This window comes from Vibrio sp. A8-1 (genome assembly GCF_013048685.1).
GTDB lineage: Bacteria > Pseudomonadota > Gammaproteobacteria > Enterobacterales > Vibrionaceae > Vibrio > Vibrio metschnikovii.
This window is the reverse complement of record NZ_VHTC01000019.1, coordinates 37,443-55,335: the sequence shown is the minus strand read 5'-3', so window position 1 is coordinate 55,335 and position 17,893 is coordinate 37,443. Positions and strand designations below refer to the sequence as shown.

Annotated in this window: 14 protein-coding genes and 4 tRNA genes; 4 read left to right on the top strand and 14 right to left on the bottom strand. The window is 45.3% G+C overall.

What is annotated here, in order from left to right; genetic code table 11:
• The first annotated feature begins 11 nt into the window (after window positions 1-11).
• A complete protein-coding gene (gene treC / locus FKN93_RS11500) occupies window positions 12-1,697 on the top strand; it encodes an alpha,alpha-phosphotrehalase (protein WP_004395734.1) in 1,686 nt (561 codons plus the stop codon).
• 150 nt (window positions 1,698-1,847) lie between these two features.
• On the opposite strand, the gene FKN93_RS11495 is transcribed toward treC, so the two are convergent.
• The 4 genes from FKN93_RS11495 to FKN93_RS11480 all read right to left on the bottom strand — a co-directional run bounded on the left by FKN93_RS11495 (window position 1,848) and on the right by FKN93_RS11480 (window position 2,458).
• A tRNA-Tyr gene (locus FKN93_RS11495) sits at window positions 1,848-1,932 on the bottom strand.
• Window positions 1,933-2,023: 91 nt separating this feature from the next.
• Window positions 2,024-2,108 (bottom strand) — tRNA-Tyr (locus FKN93_RS11490).
• 90 nt (window positions 2,109-2,198) lie between these two features.
• Window positions 2,199-2,283, bottom strand: a tRNA-Tyr gene (locus FKN93_RS11485).
• A 90-nt stretch (window positions 2,284-2,373) separates the two neighbouring features.
• Window positions 2,374-2,458: transfer RNA gene (locus FKN93_RS11480), tRNA-Tyr, on the bottom strand.
• Between the two features lie 540 nt (window positions 2,459-2,998).
• Between FKN93_RS11480 and FKN93_RS11475 the strand changes: the two genes are divergently transcribed.
• A complete protein-coding gene (locus FKN93_RS11475) occupies window positions 2,999-4,045 on the top strand; it encodes an efflux RND transporter periplasmic adaptor subunit (protein WP_040904566.1) in 1,047 nt (348 codons plus the stop codon).
• Window positions 4,045-7,155 carry a vibriobactin export RND transporter permease subunit VexH gene (gene vexH / locus FKN93_RS11470; RefSeq protein ID WP_170905135.1) on the top strand — a complete coding sequence of 1,037 codons (3,111 nt, stop codon included), beginning with the start codon at window positions 4,045-4,047 and terminating at the stop codon, window positions 7,153-7,155. Before FKN93_RS11475 ends, vexH begins: the two co-directional genes overlap by 1 nt.
• Before the next feature lie 91 nt (window positions 7,156-7,246).
• Here vexH and FKN93_RS11465 read toward each other — a convergent pair whose 3' ends face one another.
• A complete protein-coding gene (locus FKN93_RS11465) occupies window positions 7,247-7,849 on the bottom strand; it encodes a YitT family protein (RefSeq protein ID WP_170905134.1) in 603 nt (200 codons plus the stop codon).
• Between the two features lie 377 nt (window positions 7,850-8,226).
• Here FKN93_RS11465 and glyA point away from each other — a divergent pair, with 377 nt between their 5' ends.
• Entirely contained in the window at window positions 8,227-9,477 is a 1,251-nt protein-coding gene (gene glyA / locus FKN93_RS11460) for a serine hydroxymethyltransferase (RefSeq protein ID WP_004395731.1), read from the top strand.
• Window positions 9,478-9,635: 158 nt separating this feature from the next.
• Here glyA and lipA read toward each other — a convergent pair whose 3' ends face one another.
• From lipA to rsfS, 9 genes are all read right to left on the bottom strand, one after another.
• Window positions 9,636-10,601 carry a lipoyl synthase gene (lipA, locus tag FKN93_RS11455; protein ID WP_004395730.1) on the bottom strand — a complete coding sequence of 322 codons (966 nt, stop codon included), beginning with the start codon at window positions 10,599-10,601 and terminating at the stop codon, window positions 9,636-9,638.
• Window positions 10,598-11,260 (bottom strand): lipoyl(octanoyl) transferase LipB, encoded by a 663-nt coding sequence (lipB, locus tag FKN93_RS11450; RefSeq protein ID WP_004395729.1) that lies wholly within the window; start codon window positions 11,258-11,260, stop codon window positions 10,598-10,600. Before lipB ends, lipA begins: the two co-directional genes overlap by 4 nt.
• A gap of 204 nt (window positions 11,261-11,464) precedes the next feature.
• On the bottom strand, window positions 11,465-11,743 hold the full coding sequence (ybeD, locus tag FKN93_RS11445) for a DUF493 family protein YbeD (protein ID WP_072668655.1): 279 nt from the start codon (window positions 11,741-11,743) through the stop codon (window positions 11,465-11,467).
• Window positions 11,744-11,913: 170 nt separating this feature from the next.
• The gene (locus FKN93_RS11440) at window positions 11,914-13,089 is read right to left on the bottom strand and encodes a serine hydrolase (protein ID WP_040904560.1); all 1,176 of its coding nucleotides are present in this window, start codon (window positions 13,087-13,089) and stop codon (window positions 11,914-11,916) included.
• Between the two features lie 127 nt (window positions 13,090-13,216).
• Window positions 13,217-14,014 (bottom strand): septal ring lytic transglycosylase RlpA family protein, encoded by a 798-nt coding sequence (locus FKN93_RS11435; protein ID WP_004395726.1) that lies wholly within the window; start codon window positions 14,012-14,014, stop codon window positions 13,217-13,219.
• 5 nt (window positions 14,015-14,019) lie between these two features.
• The gene (rodA, locus tag FKN93_RS11430; RefSeq protein WP_158138080.1) at window positions 14,020-15,141 is read right to left on the bottom strand and encodes a rod shape-determining protein RodA; all 1,122 of its coding nucleotides are present in this window, start codon (window positions 15,139-15,141) and stop codon (window positions 14,020-14,022) included.
• On the bottom strand, window positions 15,141-17,024 hold the full coding sequence (gene mrdA / locus FKN93_RS11425; RefSeq protein WP_154168762.1) for a penicillin-binding protein 2: 1,884 nt from the start codon (window positions 17,022-17,024) through the stop codon (window positions 15,141-15,143). The genes rodA and mrdA overlap by 1 nt, the downstream gene beginning before the upstream one ends.
• Before the next feature lie 6 nt (window positions 17,025-17,030).
• Entirely contained in the window at window positions 17,031-17,501 is a 471-nt protein-coding gene (rlmH, locus tag FKN93_RS11420; RefSeq protein ID WP_040904558.1) for a 23S rRNA (pseudouridine(1915)-N(3))-methyltransferase RlmH, read from the bottom strand.
• Between the two features lie 2 nt (window positions 17,502-17,503).
• Complete coding sequence (gene rsfS, locus FKN93_RS11415) at window positions 17,504-17,821, bottom strand: ribosome silencing factor (protein ID WP_004395723.1); 318 nt, start codon at window positions 17,819-17,821, stop codon at window positions 17,504-17,506.
• Window positions 17,822-17,893 lie beyond the last annotated feature (72 nt).

Genomic DNA, 17,893 nt, shown 5'->3' with positions numbered 1-17,893 from the left:
GTGAGTAAGTTATGAGTGCAGTTAATCAAGATCCGTTATGGTGGAAAACCGCCACCATTTATCAAATTTATCCTAAAAGCTTTTGCGATAGCGGTAATAAAGGCACTGGCGATATTCCGGGTATTATTTCTAAGCTCGATTATTTGCAGAAATTAGGTATCGATGCCATCTGGTTAACGCCGGTTTATCAATCCCCGATGATCGATAATGGTTATGATATTGCCGATTATTATGCCATTAACCCCGATTTTGGCACTATGGCTGACTTTGATCAGCTATTAGAACAGGCGCATCAGCGTGGTATTCGTATCATTATGGATATCGTGGTTAACCATACTTCCACTGATCATGCATGGTTTCAATCGGCTCTGGGCGATAAAAATAGTCCTTATCGTGATTACTATATTTGGCATGATCCGGTCGAGGGTGGTGTCCCCAATAATTGGCAATCAAAGTTTGGCGGCAGTGCATGGGCGCTCGATAAAGCGACCAATCAATATTATCTTCATCTATTTGCTGAGCAGCAGGCGGATTTAAACTGGGAAAACCCTCAGGTTCGTCAAGAAGTCAAAGATGTGATTGCATTTTGGGCTGAAAAAGGCGTTGATGGCTTTCGCTTAGATGTGATCAATCTGATTTCCAAGCAGCAGGATTTTCCTAACGATCAGCAAGGGGATGGCCGCCGTTTTTATACTGATGGTCCGCGGGTTCATGAGTACCTGCAAGAGATCAGCCGCGATGTGTTCCAGCGTTATGGCAGCGTAACGGTCGGTGAAATGTCGTCGACGACTTTAGAACATTGTCAGCAATATTCTTCGTTAGACGGTAAAGAGTTGTCGATGGTATTTAATTTCCATCATCTTAAAGCCGATTATCTCAATGGTGAAAAGTGGACCAAAGCGCCGTTTGATTTTCTGCAATTGAAGCAAATTTTCAATCATTGGCAGACGGGGTTAAATGGTCAAGGATGGGGAGCGCTGTTTTGGTGTAACCACGATCAACCGCGGGTCGTTAGCCGCTTGGGCAATGACAGCCAATATCGGGTTGAATCGGCGAAAATGTTAGCGGCCTCGATTCATATGATGCAAGGGACTCCTTATGTCTATCAAGGGGAAGAGATTGGCATGACTAACCCAGGTTACACTTCCATTGAGCAGTATCGTGATGTGGAAAGCACCAATATGTATGACATTATGGTTAATCAGCAAGGGGTTAGTGAGCAAGAGATGTTGGCGATTTTGGCGCAAAAATCTCGTGATAATTCTCGCACGCCGATGCAGTGGAACAGTCAAGTTTATGCTGGGTTTAGCCAAGGTCAGCCTTGGTTAGAAGTGTCGAGTAATTACCCACAGATCAATGCTGAACAAGCGTTAGCCGATAAAAATTCGGTGTTTTACTTTTATCAACGTTTGATTGAATTGCGTAAAACGGTACCGGTTATTACCCGTGGTGATTATCGAGATCTCTTGCCGTCACATCCGGCAATTTTTGCCTATCAACGTCAAGATGATCAGCAAATCCTGTTGTGTATCAATAACTACTATGATCAAGAACAAGAGTGGGTGTTACCCGAAGAGTTGGCTTTAGATAAGGCTAGTTATCTATTAGGTAACTATGCCGGTATTGAGCAGCAATCGGTGTTAGCACACCAAGTTCTCCGTCCCTACGAGACGCGAGTGATAGTGATTGATCGATAATCCTGATTGAGTCTTCTAGTTAAGATTCGATTTTTGGCTTCACGTATAATAACGTGAAGCCTTTTTTATTATCTGAAGGTTTATTTGCTAGAGGGGATAGCATGGATTTGAAGATGAAAAAAGCCTGCTCATTGAGCAGGCTTTTTAATATGGTGGAGGGGGACGGATTCGAACCATCGAAGGCGGAGCCGGCAGATTTACAGTCTGCTCCCTTTGGCCACTCGGGAACCCCTCCAAGGGGGTTTACGGATAACGTATTCGTTATCACGTCACTTAACTGACGTTTTCCCAACGCATCAATCAAGGGTTTCTCTTGCGAGAGAATATGGTGGAGGGGGACGGATTCGAACCATCGAAGGCGGAGCCGGCAGATTTACAGTCTGCTCCCTTTGGCCACTCGGGAACCCCTCCAGGGGGTTTACGGATAACGTATTCGTTATCACGTCACTCAACTGACGTTTTCCCAACGCATCAATCAAGGATTTCTCTTGCGAGAGAATATGGTGGAGGGGGACGGATTCGAACCATCGAAGGCGGAGCCGGCAGATTTACAGTCTGCTCCCTTTGGCCACTCGGGAACCCCTCCAGGGGGTTTACGGATAACGTATTCGTTATCACGTCACTCAACTGACGTTTTCCCAACGCATCAATCAAGGATTTCTCTTGCGAGAGAATATGGTGGAGGGGGACGGATTCGAACCATCGAAGGCGGAGCCGGCAGATTTACAGTCTGCTCCCTTTGGCCACTCGGGAACCCCTCCAAGGGTTTACGGATTAACTAGATTCAATCCGAGGCTGAATCGACGTTTTCCCAACGCATCGCTCAGCTGCGGAGCGCATATTATCAAACTCGGCCTTACTGTAAACCCTTTTTTGATGATTTTGAATTGAATGCTGGCTTTTTGGGCAGAACATGGCAGATATTAAGGTTTATCTTCATTATGCTTGGTTTGCTTCATGTTGTGATGGTGTAAGCCATCATCTTGCTCTCAAAGCCCTTATTAATGATGTATCCCCTTCCTACTTGAAGTTGCAGCGGTGTTGGCTACGTTGGTTCACTCCAATCACATAAGTTTGCCTATGCTCATGGGGACTCACTCACCTGCCGCCTACCTGCAACTCCAAGTCGTTTGGGTGTATATCGTCAATCATCAAAGTGTTGCGAACGTTAGCGCCTCTATTCTAAGCTTTACTCACACGGGTAAACTTACCGTTTTTAAAAGTATCTTTACGTTACTTGACGTTTATTGTTCACAGAAACGGTTACAATAGAATCAGTAACTTATTACCTGAACCTGATCATGAAAAAAATATCGCTACTTGTTGCTTTGTTATTAATCTCATTGCCGACTTTTTCGACTATGGCTTCTGCCCCCATGGCGACGCCTGTGGTGATTGAGTCGGTACAAGTTCATCAAATTTCTCAACGTTTATCGTTAATCGGCAAATTAGTCGCTGATCAATCGATAAGTATTTCGGCCGAGGCGGCTGGACGAATCGATAGCATCATGGTTAAAAGCAATCAGTTGGTTAAAAAAGATCAATTGCTGATGACGTTACACGATGCTAAAGCCCAAGCTGCCGTCAGCGAAGCACAAGCCTATTTACGTGATGAACAGCGTAAACTCGCGGAATATGAGCGTTTGGTGCAACGCAATGCGATTACTCAAACTGAGTTAGACGCTCAACGCTCCAGTGTTGATATTGCCCAAGCAAGACTGGCGGCTGCTCAAGCTCAGTTGGCTGATTTTCGTATTACAGCGCCGTTTGATGGCACGATTGGCTTTATTGATTTTAATCGTGGTCAGTTAGTGAGTGTCGGGAACGAACTCATGACATTGGATAACCTATCGGTGATGCGCTTAGACTTACATGTACCAGAGCGTTATTTATCGAGTTTATCACGCGGGATGACCGTATTAGCACAAACGACCGCTTGGCCTGATCAAGTCTTCACCGGTACAGTCGTTGCGATCGATTCACGGATTAATCCAGAAACATTAAATTTACGCGTGCGGATAGAATTTAAGAATCCTCAGCAACGTCTTAAACCAGGGATGCTTATCTCTGCGCGACTCGATTTTCCGCCCATTTCCGCTCCGATCATTCCGGTACAAGCTTTAGAATATTCAGGCACCAAACGCTATGTCTATGTAGTTGGTGATGATCATCGAGTGACTCGTACAGAGGTGCTATTGGGCACTCGAATCGACAATCAAGTGGTGATTGAACGAGGATTAGAGATTGGTCAACGCATTGTGGTTCAAGGAATTGTCAATATGCGTGACGGGTTAAGCGTGAGAGAAGTCACAGCCGACGGTCAACCGATTAAGAAAGGCGCACAATAATGTTGTTATCGGATATCTCAGTAAAACGCCCCGTTGCGGCGGTGGTGTTAAGCTTACTATTGTGTGTTTTTGGTTTGGTTTCTTTTTCTAAACTTTCTGTACGTGAAATGCCGGATATTGAAAGTCCAGTGGTATCAATTTCGACACGATACAGCGGTGCTTCTGCGACCATTATTGAAAGTCAAATCACTTCAGTACTTGAAGACCAATTGGCCGGGATCAGTGGGATTGATGAAATTAGCTCAACCACCCGTAATGGCATGTCCCGAATTACCGTCACCTTTAAGCTTGGTTACGATTTGAATGAAGGGGTGAGCGATATTCGTGATGCCGTTGCGCGGGCGAAACGATCACTACCAGAGCAAGCCGATGATCCGCAGGTGTTTAAGAATAATGGTTCGGGTGAGGCCTCGGTATACATTAACTTAAGCTCATCCACGATGGATCGTACTCAGCTTACCGATTATATCGATCGCGTACTGGTTGATAGGTTTAGCTTGATCAGTGGCGTTAGCTCAGTGGATATTTCGGGCGGCTTATATAAAGTTATGTACGTTCGTCTTAATCCAGAACAAATGGCAGGGCGCGGTATCACCACCACCGATATTACCAATGCGTTGCGGCGAGAAAATATTGAAAGCCCCGGCGGACAAGTTCGTAATGATTCTACGGTGATGTCAGTACGCACGGCGAGAAGCTATCAAAGTGAAGAGGATTTTCAGTCATTAGTGATTAAACAAGCCAGTGATAATACGCCGATCTATTTGCGCGATGTAGCGGATGTCTTTATCGGTGCGGAAAATGAAAACTCGACCTTTAAAAGTGATGGAGTGGTCAATGTCAGTATGGGGATTATTCCTCAATCTGACGCCAATCCGCTGGAGGTAGCTGCTCGGATTCATCAGGAAGTCGATCGTGTTCAGCCGTTTTTACCAGAAGGAACTCGATTGGCGATTGATTACGACTCAACGGTGTTTATTGAGCGTTCGATTGAAGAGGTCTATAGCACGCTCTTTATTACCGGTGGGCTGGTGGTACTGGTGCTGTATATTTTTATTGGTCAAGCGCGTGCGACCTTAATTCCTGCGGTTACCGTGCCGGTTTCATTAATATCGTCGTTGATTGCTGCCTATTATTTTGGTTTTTCGATTAACTTGATCACGTTAATGGCGTTAATTTTAGCTATCGGATTGGTGGTGGATGACGCGATTGTGGTGATGGAAAATATCTATCATCATATTGAACAAGGAGAGAAACCCTTGCTGGCGGCTTATAAAGGGGCGCAGGAAGTGGGGTTTGCGGTGATTGCTACCACACTGGTCTTAGTGATGGTTTTTTTACCGATCTCGTTTATGGATGGCATGGTAGGGTTACTCTTCACTGAGTTTTCGGTTCTGTTAGCGATGTCCGTGATTTTTTCTTCTTTAATCGCGTTAACCTTGACCCCGGTTCTAAGCAGCAAAATTTTACGCGCCAATGTCAAACCGAACCGTTTTAATCGCATGGTCGATAAACTGTTTGCTCGATTAGAAGCCAACTATCGCCGTGCTTTACAACTCGCTTTGCGTGCAAAGTGGGCCGCGCCGTTAGTTATAATCGCCTGTGTTGGGGGCAGCTATGCGCTTAATCAACAGGTTCCCGCTCAGTTAACCCCTTCTGAAGATCGCGGCGTGATTTTTGCGTTTGTACGTGGTGCTGATGCGACCAGTTATAACCGCATGGCAGCTAATATGGATTTGGTCGAATCACGGTTAATGCCATTACTCGGCCAAGGCTTTTTAAAGTCCTTTAGTATCCAATCGCCAGCGTTTGGTGGTAACGCTGGCGATCAAACCGGCTTTGTGATCATGATCCTCGATGATTGGAATGAGCGCGATATCACCGCTCAACAGGCTTTGAATCATATACGACAAGCGCTGGCGGGTATTCCTGATGTGCGTGTGTTCCCATTTATGCCGGGTTTCAGAGGCGGCTCTAGTGAACCAGTGCAGTTTGTTCTTGGTGGATCCGATTATGAAGAGCTACAACAATGGACTGAGGTGCTTAAACAGCGTGCAACAGAATCACAGATGATGACTGGTGTTGACAGTAATTATTCAGAGAAAACGCCAGAACTGGTTGTGTCGGTTGATCGTCAGCGTGCCGCTGAACTCGGTATCAGTGTACAAGAGATTTCTAATACTCTAGAAGTGATGCTTGGTGGACAAAAGGTCACAACCTTTGTCGAGCGAGGAGAAGAATACGATGTGTATTTACGTGGTGACGAAAATCGCTTCAATAACGCTTCAGATTTGAGTCAGATCTACTTGCGAACAGCATCAGGGGAGTTAGTGACCTTAGACACTTTGACCCATATTGAAGAGGTTGCATCCTCGATTCGTTTAGCGCGTTACAATAAGCAAAAAGCGATCACTATGACGGCTAACCTTGCCGAGGGGTATACCTTAGGCCAAGCGCTCGACTTTTTGGATAAGACAGCTCAAGAGATATTACCGAGTGATATCACCGTCAGTTACTCGGGGGAATCAAAAGATTTTCGAGAAAATCAATCCAGCGTTGCGATTGTCTTTGCATTAGCTTTGCTAGTCGCCTATTTGGTCTTGGCGGCGCAATTTGAAAGCTTTATCAATCCGTTAGTGGTGATGTTCACTGTGCCTATGGGCGTGTTCGGTGGATTTGTCGGGCTATTTGTCATGGAGCAGGGGATGAACATTTATAGCCAAATTGGGATGATCATGCTGATCGGTATGGTGACGAAAAATGGTATTCTGATTGTTGAATTTGCCAACCAGCTGCGCGATCGAGGCTATGAATTCGAGAAAGCCATCATTGATGCTGCTGCGCGACGTCTACGGCCGATTCTGATGACGGCGTTTACCACTCTGGCTGGAGCGATACCACTGATTTTATCGACAGGAGCGGGCTATGAAAGTCGAGTTTCGGTCGGGACCGTGATTTTCTTTGGGATGGCGTTTGCGTCATTGGTGACATTATTTGTTATTCCAGCGATGTATCGACTGATTTCACAAACGACGCGTTCACCGGGGCATGTGGCTGCTGAACTGGATAAAGCGATCCGTCATGATGTGAAATCACGTGCAACCCATTAATCAATAATGAGCGCTGTTTTGATTAGCGTATAAAGAAAAACGCCTTAAACCGATGTCGGCTTAAGGCGTTTTTCATGACTAGCACTTAGATTTAAGGTTGATAAGTAACGTTATAGCGAGTGGGTTTGTGATTCATACTCAGTACTAGATTCAAGATAATCGCCCCAAAAATGGATAACAACATGGTACTCGGGCTAATAAAGAACAAAGAAGCACTCAGTATTAATCCGTCGATCACCATCTGTACATGACCCGCAGGTATTGCATGCTTATCTTGTATCGCTAAACAGAGGACATTAAAACCGCCTAAACTCGCGCGATGACGAAAAAGAATCAGCATGCCGAGGCCCATTAATAGTCCGCCCGCCAGCGCACAGTAAAATGGATTTATCTCACTAAGGGTAATGAACATGGCCAAATGATCAGTAAAAACTGAGACTAATGCCCCGCATAAGGCGCTATTGATAGCAAATCGACCACCGAAACGACGCCAAGCTAATAAATAAAATGGACTATTAGCTATAAAATACAGCCAGCCAAATGGCCAAGGCAAAAAGTGGGTCATCAGCAGTGCCAATCCAGCGGTTCCGCCAGTCAGTAGTTCTCCAGCTTGGAGAAAAAAGACGCCTTGCGCGACTAAGAACGTTCCAGTCAGCATGGCGATTATATCTTCTTTGTGGGTGTGTTTATCCATTGCTACAGCTCAAAAGATCAATCGGATTAGAGGGAATAGTTGCGCGCTATAGTAATGAAAAGTGGCGATTTTCGGTAGCATACAGGCTGAAATTAAGGTAGATCTATGTCATGAGCGTTTTACAGGCTGTAAAGCGTAACATTGACACTTAAGCGATAGGTTCACGTTCAGCGGACTATTATCGTTAGTCATGATGAAAAAACTGCATGATATTTTATGTAATTTACGCTTTATGAGACACGTTAAATTAGGTAGAATGCGCGCCGTTAGGGTGACGAAAACGTTTGCGTTGGGTCATTGTGTGGTTTTTATGCCCAAGAGATACTAAGTCGTTTGGGGATAGCTAATTTCAGATAAATCTGAGTCAGGAGATACAGATGCTTAAGCGTGATATGAATATCGCTGATTACGATGCGGAGTTATTCGCAGCAATCCAAGAAGAAACGCTTCGTCAAGAAGAACACATCGAGCTTATCGCTTCAGAAAACTACACTAGCCCACGGGTTATGGAAGCACAAGGCTCTCAACTCACCAACAAATACGCTGAAGGTTACCCAGGCAAACGTTATTACGGCGGTTGTGAATACGTTGATAAAGCCGAAGCATTAGCGATTGATCGCGCTTGTCAGCTATTTGGTTGTGAGTACGCTAACGTTCAGCCTCACTCTGGTTCTCAGGCTAACAGTGCCGTTTATATGGCGTTGCTTAACCCTGGCGATACCGTATTAGGCATGAGTCTCGCTCATGGTGGTCATTTGACTCATGGCTCCCCAGTTAACTTTTCTGGCAAGCACTACAATATTATTCCATACGGCATTGATGAAAGCGGTAAGATCAATTACGAAGAGATGGAAGCACTGGCTCTTGAGCACAAGCCGAAGATGATCATTGGTGGTTTCTCGGCTTATTCACAAATCGTTGATTGGAAACGGATGCGTGAAATTGCCGATAAAGTTGACGCTTACTTTTTTGTCGATATGGCGCACGTTGCTGGTTTGATTGCTGCTGGGGTTTATCCAACGCCGCTCCCTTATGCACATGTAGTGACGACGACGACCCATAAAACGTTAGCTGGCCCTCGTGGCGGTTTGATCTTGTCCAATGCGGGCGAAGAGATGTATAAAAAGCTTAACTCGGCGGTTTTCCCAGGTGGGCAGGGTGGTCCATTAATGCATGTTATTGCGGCTAAAGCGGTAGCATTTAAAGAAGCAATGGAGCCTGAGTTTAAAGAGTACCAAGCTCGCGTAGTAAAAAATGCCAAAGCGATGGTGGCTCAATTCCAAGAGCGCGGTTACAAGATTGTTTCTAACAGCACCGAAAATCACCTATTCTTAGTTGATCTGATCGATAAAGGCATTACTGGTAAAGAAGCCGATGCCGCACTGGGGGCTGCGAATATCACCGTGAACAAAAACTCGGTACCCAACGATCCGCGTAGCCCATTTGTAACCTCGGGTATCCGTATTGGAACGCCAGCGATCACACGTCGTGGATTTACTGATCAAGATGCACAAGATTTGGCAAACTGGATGTGTGACGTATTAGATAACGTTAATGATCCTGCGGTAATCGAAGCGACCAAACAGAAAGTGTTAGCGATTTGCCAACGTTTACCGGTTTACGCTTAATACTTTGTCATAGTAGATAAAATGGCCCGCTAAGCGGGCCATTTTTGTAACGTGATAACCATCAATCAGCGATATTGATTGATAGGCTCACGCTAGTCATTAACTCATCGCGTTGAGCCTAGTTGTTATAGGCTGATAACCGTATAGATTCGATAGGGTTATTTGACTTCTAATCCCTTCGCTTGCAAATCCGCATGATAAGATGAGCGAACAAAAGGTCCACACGCAGCATGGGTAAAGCCAAGCTCAAGAGCGATCTCTTTTAGTTCATCAAATTCTTCAGGTGGCACGTAGCGCTCAACTGGTAGATGGTGACGACTTGGTGCCAAATACTGACCTAATGTTAGCATCGTCACGCCATGCTCTCGTAAATCTTTTAAGACTTGGATGATCTCTTCTTTAGTTTCACCTAAGCCCATCATGATCCCTGATTTTGTTGGTACATCAGGATGCTGCTCTTTAAACTTACGCAGCAATTCTAAAGACCATTTATAGTTTGCCCCAGGGCGCGCTTTACGGTACAGGCGTGGAGCCGTTTCTAGGTTATGGTTAAGCACATCTGGCGGATTGTCTTTGAGTTTTTCTAGCGCAATGTCCATGCGACCACGAAAATCAGGGACTAAGGTTTCGATACGGATCCCCGGATTGAGCGCGCGAATTTCGCGGTTGCAGTCTGCAAAATGTTCAGCGCCACCATCGCGTAAGTCATCACGGTCGACGGAAGTGATCACGACATACTTGAGCTTCATATCACGAATGGTTTCAGCGAGTTTTTTCGGCTCAGCGGCATCAACGGCATTCGGGCGTCCATGGGCTACATCACAAAATGGACAACGTCGAGTACAGATAGCACCAAGGATCATAAACGTAGCGGTGCCATGATTAAAGCACTCCGCCAAGTTAGGGCAAGACGCTTCTTCACAGACAGAGTGAAGATTATTTTTACGCATCGCGGCTTTAATTTCTTGTATACGCTGGCTATCGGCAGGGAGTTTTATTTTCATCCACGATGGCTTACGCAGCACTTCTTTTTGCTCAACCGGCATGTTTTTCACCGGAATCAGTGCCATTTTATCGGCGTCACGGTATTTAACGCCTTTTTCCATTTGAATTGGTTTGCTCATGCTATTTTACCTATAAAAGGTGCTTCTGTGCTGAATTCGACTTGTTGATAACCGAATAAACGGACAAGCTCTTGGATCATTTGCTGTTCAATTTCTGCTAAGTTATCTGGCCCACCTAAGTCGCAGACTTGCACCATTTCCATGCCTTGATAACCACAAGGGTTAATGCGCAGAAAAGGAGAAAGATCCATATTGACGTTAAGGGCAAGACCGTGAAATGAACAGCCTTTACGAATACGTAAACCTAGTGAGCATATTTTCTTTCCATCGACATAGACACCTGGAGCATCTGGGCGAGCGGCAGAATTAATATGATAGGTTTTTAAAGTGTCGATCACGAGTTGTTCAATACCAGTGACCAATTCTCGAACGCCGAGCTTCTTGCGTCTTAAATTAATCAACACATAGACCACTAATTGACCAGGGCCATGATAAGTGACTTGACCACCACGATCACTCTGTACGACCGGGATATTTCCTGGATTGAGAAGATGCTCAGCTTTACCTGCTTGACCTTGGGTAAAAACGGGATGGTGTTCAACAAGCCATATTTCATCGGCCGTTTGTTCATCACGTTGATCGGTAAACTGATGCATGGCTTGCCAAACAGGCAAATAATCTTGTCGACCCAGTCGCCTGATAACAAGCGGATTATCCATTGTCGTTGTCCACCAGTGATATATAAAGTTTTTTGATTATAAACATCTTAGACGCTTTGAACTACTCATCTCGGGGATTTTTTTAACCTCATTTTTTTTATGAGTAATTTAAGGTGATGAAAAATAAAAAAAAGCAGCATAATGCTGCTTTAAAAATAATGTATAACAATTAAAATTTTTTTGATGTTTCGCTTCAACTCAGTGTTATAGAACCATACGGACGATCTCGATATCGCCTAGCTCTTTATACAGTGTTTCTACTTGCTCAATCGATGTCGCCGTAATGGTCACCGAAACCGAATGGTAGTTGCCTTTGCCACTTGGCTTAACTCGCGGACTATAGTCACCAGGAGCATGGCGCTGGATCACTTCTAACACAAGTTCTGGTAACTCAGGTTTCGCATGGCCCATAACTTTGTAAGTAAAAGAACAAGGAAACTCTAAAAGATCTTTTAATTTGGCATCAGAGTTAATGGTCATCATAGTGAAAGCTCCAAGATTTGCTTAAGCGGTGGCGGATAGTACCGTCAATTTAAAGATATCTCAAGTTGGCGATAGGCTAACGCGGCGATGAGTTTCGCTGAGCTAGCAAACGTACCCACATTGCAGCAAGTGTTAAAGGGGGGAGGCTACCACCCCTTTAACACTCGGAATTAGAACAAGCTTTTAAAGAGTAGTACTAAGTAATCCCATAGACGACTTAATAGACCACCTTCTTTGACATCTTCTAACGCCATCAGAGGATATTGAGCAATTTCATTACCTTGTACTTGGTAATAGAGGGTACCCACGACATCCCCTTTATTGATTGGTGCTTTGAGCTCTTTTTCTAAGACAAAGCTAGCCGTCAGATCTTTGGTTTGACCGCGTGGCAGCGTAACGTAAGTATCTTGTTTTACACCCAGTGCAACGGTTGGTTTGTCGCCCATCCAAATCGTTTCGTTAACAAAGGTTTCGCCTGCTTTGTGCGGAGCGACTGTTTCAAAAAAGCGGAAACCGTAACTGAGCAGCTTTTTACTTTCCGTTTTACGAGAATTAATATCTTTAGTCCCCATCACGACGGCAATCAAGCGCATGTTGCCTTCGGTCGCTGAGCTGACCAAACTGTAACCAGCATTAGTCGTATGGCCAGTTTTAATGCCGTCGACGTTCATACTTTTATCCCAAAGTAATCCGTTACGATTGTATTGGGTTATGCCGTTGTAGGTGAATTTTTGCTCGGCGTAGAGAGCGTATTCATCTGGCACGTCTCGGATTAATGCTTGACCTAATAAGGCCATATCATAAGGCGTAGAGTAGAGTTCAGGGTGATCGAGTCCATGCACATTGGCAAAATGTGTGTTGGTCATGTTCAGTGAACTGGCCCAAGCATTCATGAGATCGACAAAAGCATCTTCTGAACCTGCGACATGTTCTGCCATCGCAACACAGGCATCGTTACCTGATTGAATAATAATCCCTTTATTCAGATCTCGGACTTTAACCGAAGTGCCTACCTCGATGAACATTTTTGATGAGTCGGGGTAGTTTTTCGCCCACGCATTTTCGCTGATCACCACATCGTCATCGAGAGAAATATTGCCACGGTTAAGCTCTTGGCCGATAACATAGCTGGTCATCATCTTGGTTAGACTGGCTGGAGAGAGCTTTGTGTTCATCTCTTTCTCAGCGAGGATTTTCCCTGAATGGTAGTCCATCAGCACATAGCCTTTGGCGGCAATTTGTGGGGCATCTGGAATGACAGTCGGTGCAGCAAAAGAGGATGCTGAAAACGTAGCAGATAGCGCAAAAGATGTCGCTAAAACAGAAAATAGAGAGATTTTTTTCATAATAATATTAAAACTATTGGTTAGTTATCGAATAGCTTAACAGAAACGACCTTGCAAATCAGACCGCTCATTCCTCCATGTATCGTTGAGCGGATAAAGGAGAAGACCGATCTGCTTTGCATCGACGTTACGGTTTTGCGTGGTGTTTTCTCACAAAAGCGGTGTCGTAACCGAGCGATTTTACACGCTCAAGTATTTCTTGCGTCAGGGCATAGTCAGTAAACGGCCCTAGAAATAACCGATGCTGTTGATGGTTACTCTCGACAAAACTTGGGACCGTCAGTTGGTCACTCATCTCGGCGGATAACTGCTCTACTCGCTGTTGATGCTGGGAGGCAGCAACTTGAATAACATACTGAGCAAACGGTGTTTTAAGAGGACGATTGCTGTTTCTTTCTACGGTAATTACCGCAATGTCAACATTAGCTGTCCCCGTTTGAATGACGCCTAACTTATACGCGGCAGCGTAACTTAAATCAATAATCCGCCCTTCATGAAATGGTCCACGATCATTGACTCTAACAATGGCTTCTCGGCCATTATCCAAATTGGTGACTTTGACATAGCTTGGCAGGGGCAGCGTTTTATGTGCAGCCGTCATTGAATACATGTCATAAATTTCGCCATTAGACGTTAGATGGCCATGAAATTTTTTCCCATACCACGACGCTTGGCCACGCTCAGTGAACCCCTTGGGATTACGAATGATCTGGTAGCTCTCACCGCGCAGTGTGTAATCGCGATTTCCCCCTAGGCTGTAGGGTTCGTATTGCGGGTAGGCATCTTCAATATGTGCGACAGAAATCGGCGTATTAGGCGCTACGTCATTAAATAAAGCGTAACGCCCGGTTGGTTTACTGCTGCAACCGATGAGTAAAGCGCTACAAAGTAAGCTTAAGAGCAATGGATAGTGAGATGATTTCATACGGTTCAATTCGCCTTAGAAAACGCTTTACGATGGGTGTGAATCGACATCAAAATGCCAAATCCGGCCATGAGTGTCACCATCGATGTACCGCCATAGCTGATCAGGGGCAGCGGGACGCCAACAACGGGTAAAATGCCACTCACCATGCCGATATTAACAAAGACATAGACAAAGAAACTTAAAACAATACTTCCCGCCATCATCCGACCAAAAGCGGTTTGAGCACTACCGGCAAGGTACAGTCCTCGACCAATAATAAATAAATAGGCTGCGAGCAGAGCAAGTACGCCAATCAACCCCCATTCCTCAGCAATGACGGCGAAGATAAAGTCGGTATGCCTTTCGGGTAAAAACTCTAAGTTAGACTGGGTACCATGTAACCAACCTTTACCTGATAAGCCTCCCGAACCAATTGCGATTTTACTTTGAATGATGTGATACCCCGCTCCCAGTGGATCGGATTCTGGATCAAACAAGGTACGTACGCGAGTTTTTTGATATTCGCGCATAAAGAAAAACCACATGACAGGGACAAACGCACCAACGGCGATCACGGCTGCCGAGATGATTTTCCAGCTAATACCGGCTAAGAAAATAACAAAAATACCGGAAGCTGCAATCAAAATGGAGGTCCCTAAGTCAGGCTGTTTGGCGATCAATATTGCTGGGAAAAAGACCATCATTAATGCGACGGCTAGGGTCATTAAATCTGCTGGAATAGGTCGTTGACCAATATATCGTGCCACCATTAGTGGTACAGCCAGTTTCAGCAGTTCTGACGGCTGAAAACGGATGAAACCGAGATTGAGCCAACGTTGTGCTCCTTTGGAGGATTCTCCAAAAAAGAGTACCCCCAGCAACAATATCACACCACAAAAAAACAACAGCGGCGCTAAACGTTCGTAGCTTCTCGGTGAGAGCTGTGCTAAGCCAACCATCACTAACAGCGCCATAACCATACGCATGGCTTGGCGCTCCATCATCGCTAAACTTTGTCCACCAGCACTGTACATCACCACCAAGCCAAATCCCATGACCACTAATAGAGCAAGTAATAAGGGCAGATCAATATGCAAACGTTCAAAAAAAGCCCGGTTTTGTCCGGTAGCGGGATCCATCTTCATTATGGTTTATCCTCTTGTGGCCTCAAGATCACATGATCAAAAATACGTCTCACGACGGGAGCCGCAACACCGGAACCACCACCTGCGTTTTCGAGTACTAAGCTGACGATCAGTTTCGGATGATCGATGGGCGCAAAACCAACGTAGAGTGCATGATTGCGTAAATGTTCAGCCAGTTCGTCGGCGTCATACTCTTGACCTTCTGCTAGACCAAAGACCTGCGCGGTTCCTGATTTACCGGCACTTTTGTATTTTAAGCCTTGAAAGGCACGTCGAGCGGTGCCTCGACTACCATGGTTAACCAGATACATCCCTTGTATCGCAATATCCCAGTACTTGTCATCAATTTCATCAAGAGGAGGGAAGGTCACGTACTCAGTTTCTTTTTGAGTCGAGAAAGGCTGACCGTTTTTAATCGTAGAGCGCAGTAAATGCGGGGCAATCACTTTCCCTTTATTCGCAACCACCGAAGTCGCTTTCGCCAATTGCATCGGTGTTGCGGTCCAATAACCTTGACCAATTCCAACCGGGATAGTGTCACCTTTGTACCAAGGGGTACGATGACGAGCCATTTTCCATTCACGAGTGGGCATATTGGCTCGACTTTCTTCGAAAATATCGATGCCAGTTAAATCTCCAAACCCAAAACGCATCATCCAAGTCGATAAGTTATCAATTCCCATGTCGTAAGCAATTTGGTAGAAAAAGGTATCTACCGATTCTTCAATCGCTTTTAAGATATCAACCCGGCCATGCCCCCAGCGCAGCCAGTCTCGAAAAGGGCGCGTGTCGGAATTGGGGATTTGCCAAGAACCATGATCGTTACGTGTCGTTCTTGGCGTAATGATGCCATCGTGTAATGCTGCTGGAGCAATAAACGGCTTTACGGTTGAAGCTGGTGGATAAATCCCCAAGGTCGCTCGGTTAACTAAAGGGCGGTTAATGTCATTCAGTAACTTATTGTATTCGGTTGATGAAATGCCATGCACAAAAGGGTTCGGATCATAACTTGGGCTTGAGACCATCGCTAGTATGCCGTTATCTTCTGGATCTAAGACAATCGCCGAGCCGCGGCGACCGTCCAGTAATTGATGGATATAAAGCTGTAAGTCAATATCCAAGTTAAGAACAATATCTTTACCGGGAGACGGCGGCACGTATTTTAAGGTCCGAATAATGCGTCCACGGCTATTAACTTCAACTTCTTGATAGCCAGCGGTGCCGTGTAACAGATCTTCGTAGTAACGCTCAATACCTAACTTACCAATATCGCGTGTTGCTTGATAGTTAGCGGCTTTACCTTCACGTTGTAATCGTTCTACATCGCGATCGTTAATTCGTGATACGTAGCCAATCACATGAGTTAAGACTTCTCCATAAGGATAAAAACGCTTTAAATTCGCGCTCACCGATACCCCTGGAAAATTATGCTGATGCACGGAAAACTTCGCCACATCTTCATGACTGAGTTGTGTGAGTAGAGGAATGGCATTAAAGCGTCGAGTTTGGCGGCGATCTCTTTCGAACGCCGCAATTCGTTCTTCTGGAATGGTTAAAATTTGCTGCAGACGAGCGATGGTATCGTCCATATTGTTTACTTGTTCAGGAATAATTTCCAAGTTAAACACAGGACGATTTTCCGCCAGTAAATGACCATTGCGATCGTAAATTAACCCACGGTTGGGGGCAATAGGGACAATTTTAATGCGATTATCGTTGGAGCGGGTTTTGTAATCTTGGTACTGTTTCACCTGAATATGATAGAGGTTGGTGATCAGCACACCCATTGCCACGACAATTCCCATGAAAGCGACGATAGCTCGACGACGAAACAGTCGGGCTTCCGCTTGGTAATCTCTGATTGGACTTCGCTTACGCAGCATCGCTCATTACTCTCGATGGTAAGGATGATTGGCCGTGATACTCCATGCTCGATAGAGACTTTCAGCCATAACCACACGCACCAGTGGATGGGGCAGAGTTAAGGGTGATAATGACCAGCTTTGCTCAGCGGCCGCCTTGCAGCTTGGTGCCAGCCCTTCTGGTCCACCAATGAGAATGGACACATCTCGTGCATCGAGTTTCCAACTTTCTAATTGCTCTGCCAACTGCTCAGTATTCCAAGGTTTTCCGGGGATATCGAGCGTAACAATTCGATTTCCCTTGGGTACGGCGGCGAGCATGGCTTCGCCTTCTTTTTGTAAAATACGTGCAATGTCAGCATTTTTTCCACGTTTACCCGCCGCTATTTCGACTAATTCCAATGGTAAATCATGAGGAAAGCGTCGACGGTACTCTTGAAAGCCCTCTTCAACCCATTTCGGCATTTTGGTGCCGACGGCGATCAGTTGAATCTTCACACTTAGCCCCAGAGTTTTTCTAATTGATATAAAGCGCGATGCTCTTCTTGCATGACATGAAGCATCGTCGACCCCATATCTAATACGACCCATTCACCTTCTTTCTCGCCATCCATACCGAGAGGCTCTAAGCCAATTTTCTTTACCTCGTTGGCAATGTGATCGGCAATCGAGGCCACATGGCGTTTTGAGGTGCCAGTACAAATCACCATGTAGTCGGTCACACTTGATTTACCTTGGACATCAAGGGTAACGATATTAACGGCTTTCATGTCATCGGCTTTATCAGCAAGGAAATGGGTAAGTTGTTGTTGCTGCAATGGTGAATCCTCATAGTATGGTTCGTTGATGATGGTCATCAAAGGTTATTCTGCTGCTAAAAAAGCGCCGTA

What these genes read in the sequence shown, in the direction of transcription:
- lipA (WP_004395730.1), bottom strand. Translation starts at nt 10,601, where the DNA reads ATGAGCAAACCAATTCAAATGGAAAAAGGCGTTAAATACCGTGACGCC.
- rodA (WP_158138080.1), bottom strand. Translation starts at nt 15,141, where the DNA reads ATGAAGATGGATCCCGCTACCGGACAAAACCGGGCTTTTTTTGAACGT.
- FKN93_RS11475 (WP_040904566.1), top strand. Translation starts at nt 2,999, where the DNA reads ATGAAAAAAATATCGCTACTTGTTGCTTTGTTATTAATCTCATTGCCG.
- lipB (WP_004395729.1), bottom strand. Translation starts at nt 11,260, where the DNA reads ATGGATAATCCGCTTGTTATCAGGCGACTGGGTCGACAAGATTATTTG.
- FKN93_RS11435 (WP_004395726.1), bottom strand. Translation starts at nt 14,014, where the DNA reads ATGAAATCATCTCACTATCCATTGCTCTTAAGCTTACTTTGTAGCGCT.
- FKN93_RS11440 (WP_040904560.1), bottom strand. Translation starts at nt 13,089, where the DNA reads ATGAAAAAAATCTCTCTATTTTCTGTTTTAGCGACATCTTTTGCGCTA.
- FKN93_RS11465 (WP_170905134.1), bottom strand. Translation starts at nt 7,849, where the DNA reads ATGGATAAACACACCCACAAAGAAGATATAATCGCCATGCTGACTGGA.
- ybeD (WP_072668655.1), bottom strand. Translation starts at nt 11,743, where the DNA reads ATGATGACCATTAACTCTGATGCCAAATTAAAAGATCTTTTAGAGTTT.
- mrdA (WP_154168762.1), bottom strand. Translation starts at nt 17,024, where the DNA reads ATGCTGCGTAAGCGAAGTCCAATCAGAGATTACCAAGCGGAAGCCCGA.
- treC (WP_004395734.1), top strand. Translation starts at nt 12, where the DNA reads ATGAGTGCAGTTAATCAAGATCCGTTATGGTGGAAAACCGCCACCATT.
- glyA (WP_004395731.1), top strand. Translation starts at nt 8,227, where the DNA reads ATGCTTAAGCGTGATATGAATATCGCTGATTACGATGCGGAGTTATTC.
- vexH (WP_170905135.1), top strand. Translation starts at nt 4,045, where the DNA reads ATGTTGTTATCGGATATCTCAGTAAAACGCCCCGTTGCGGCGGTGGTG.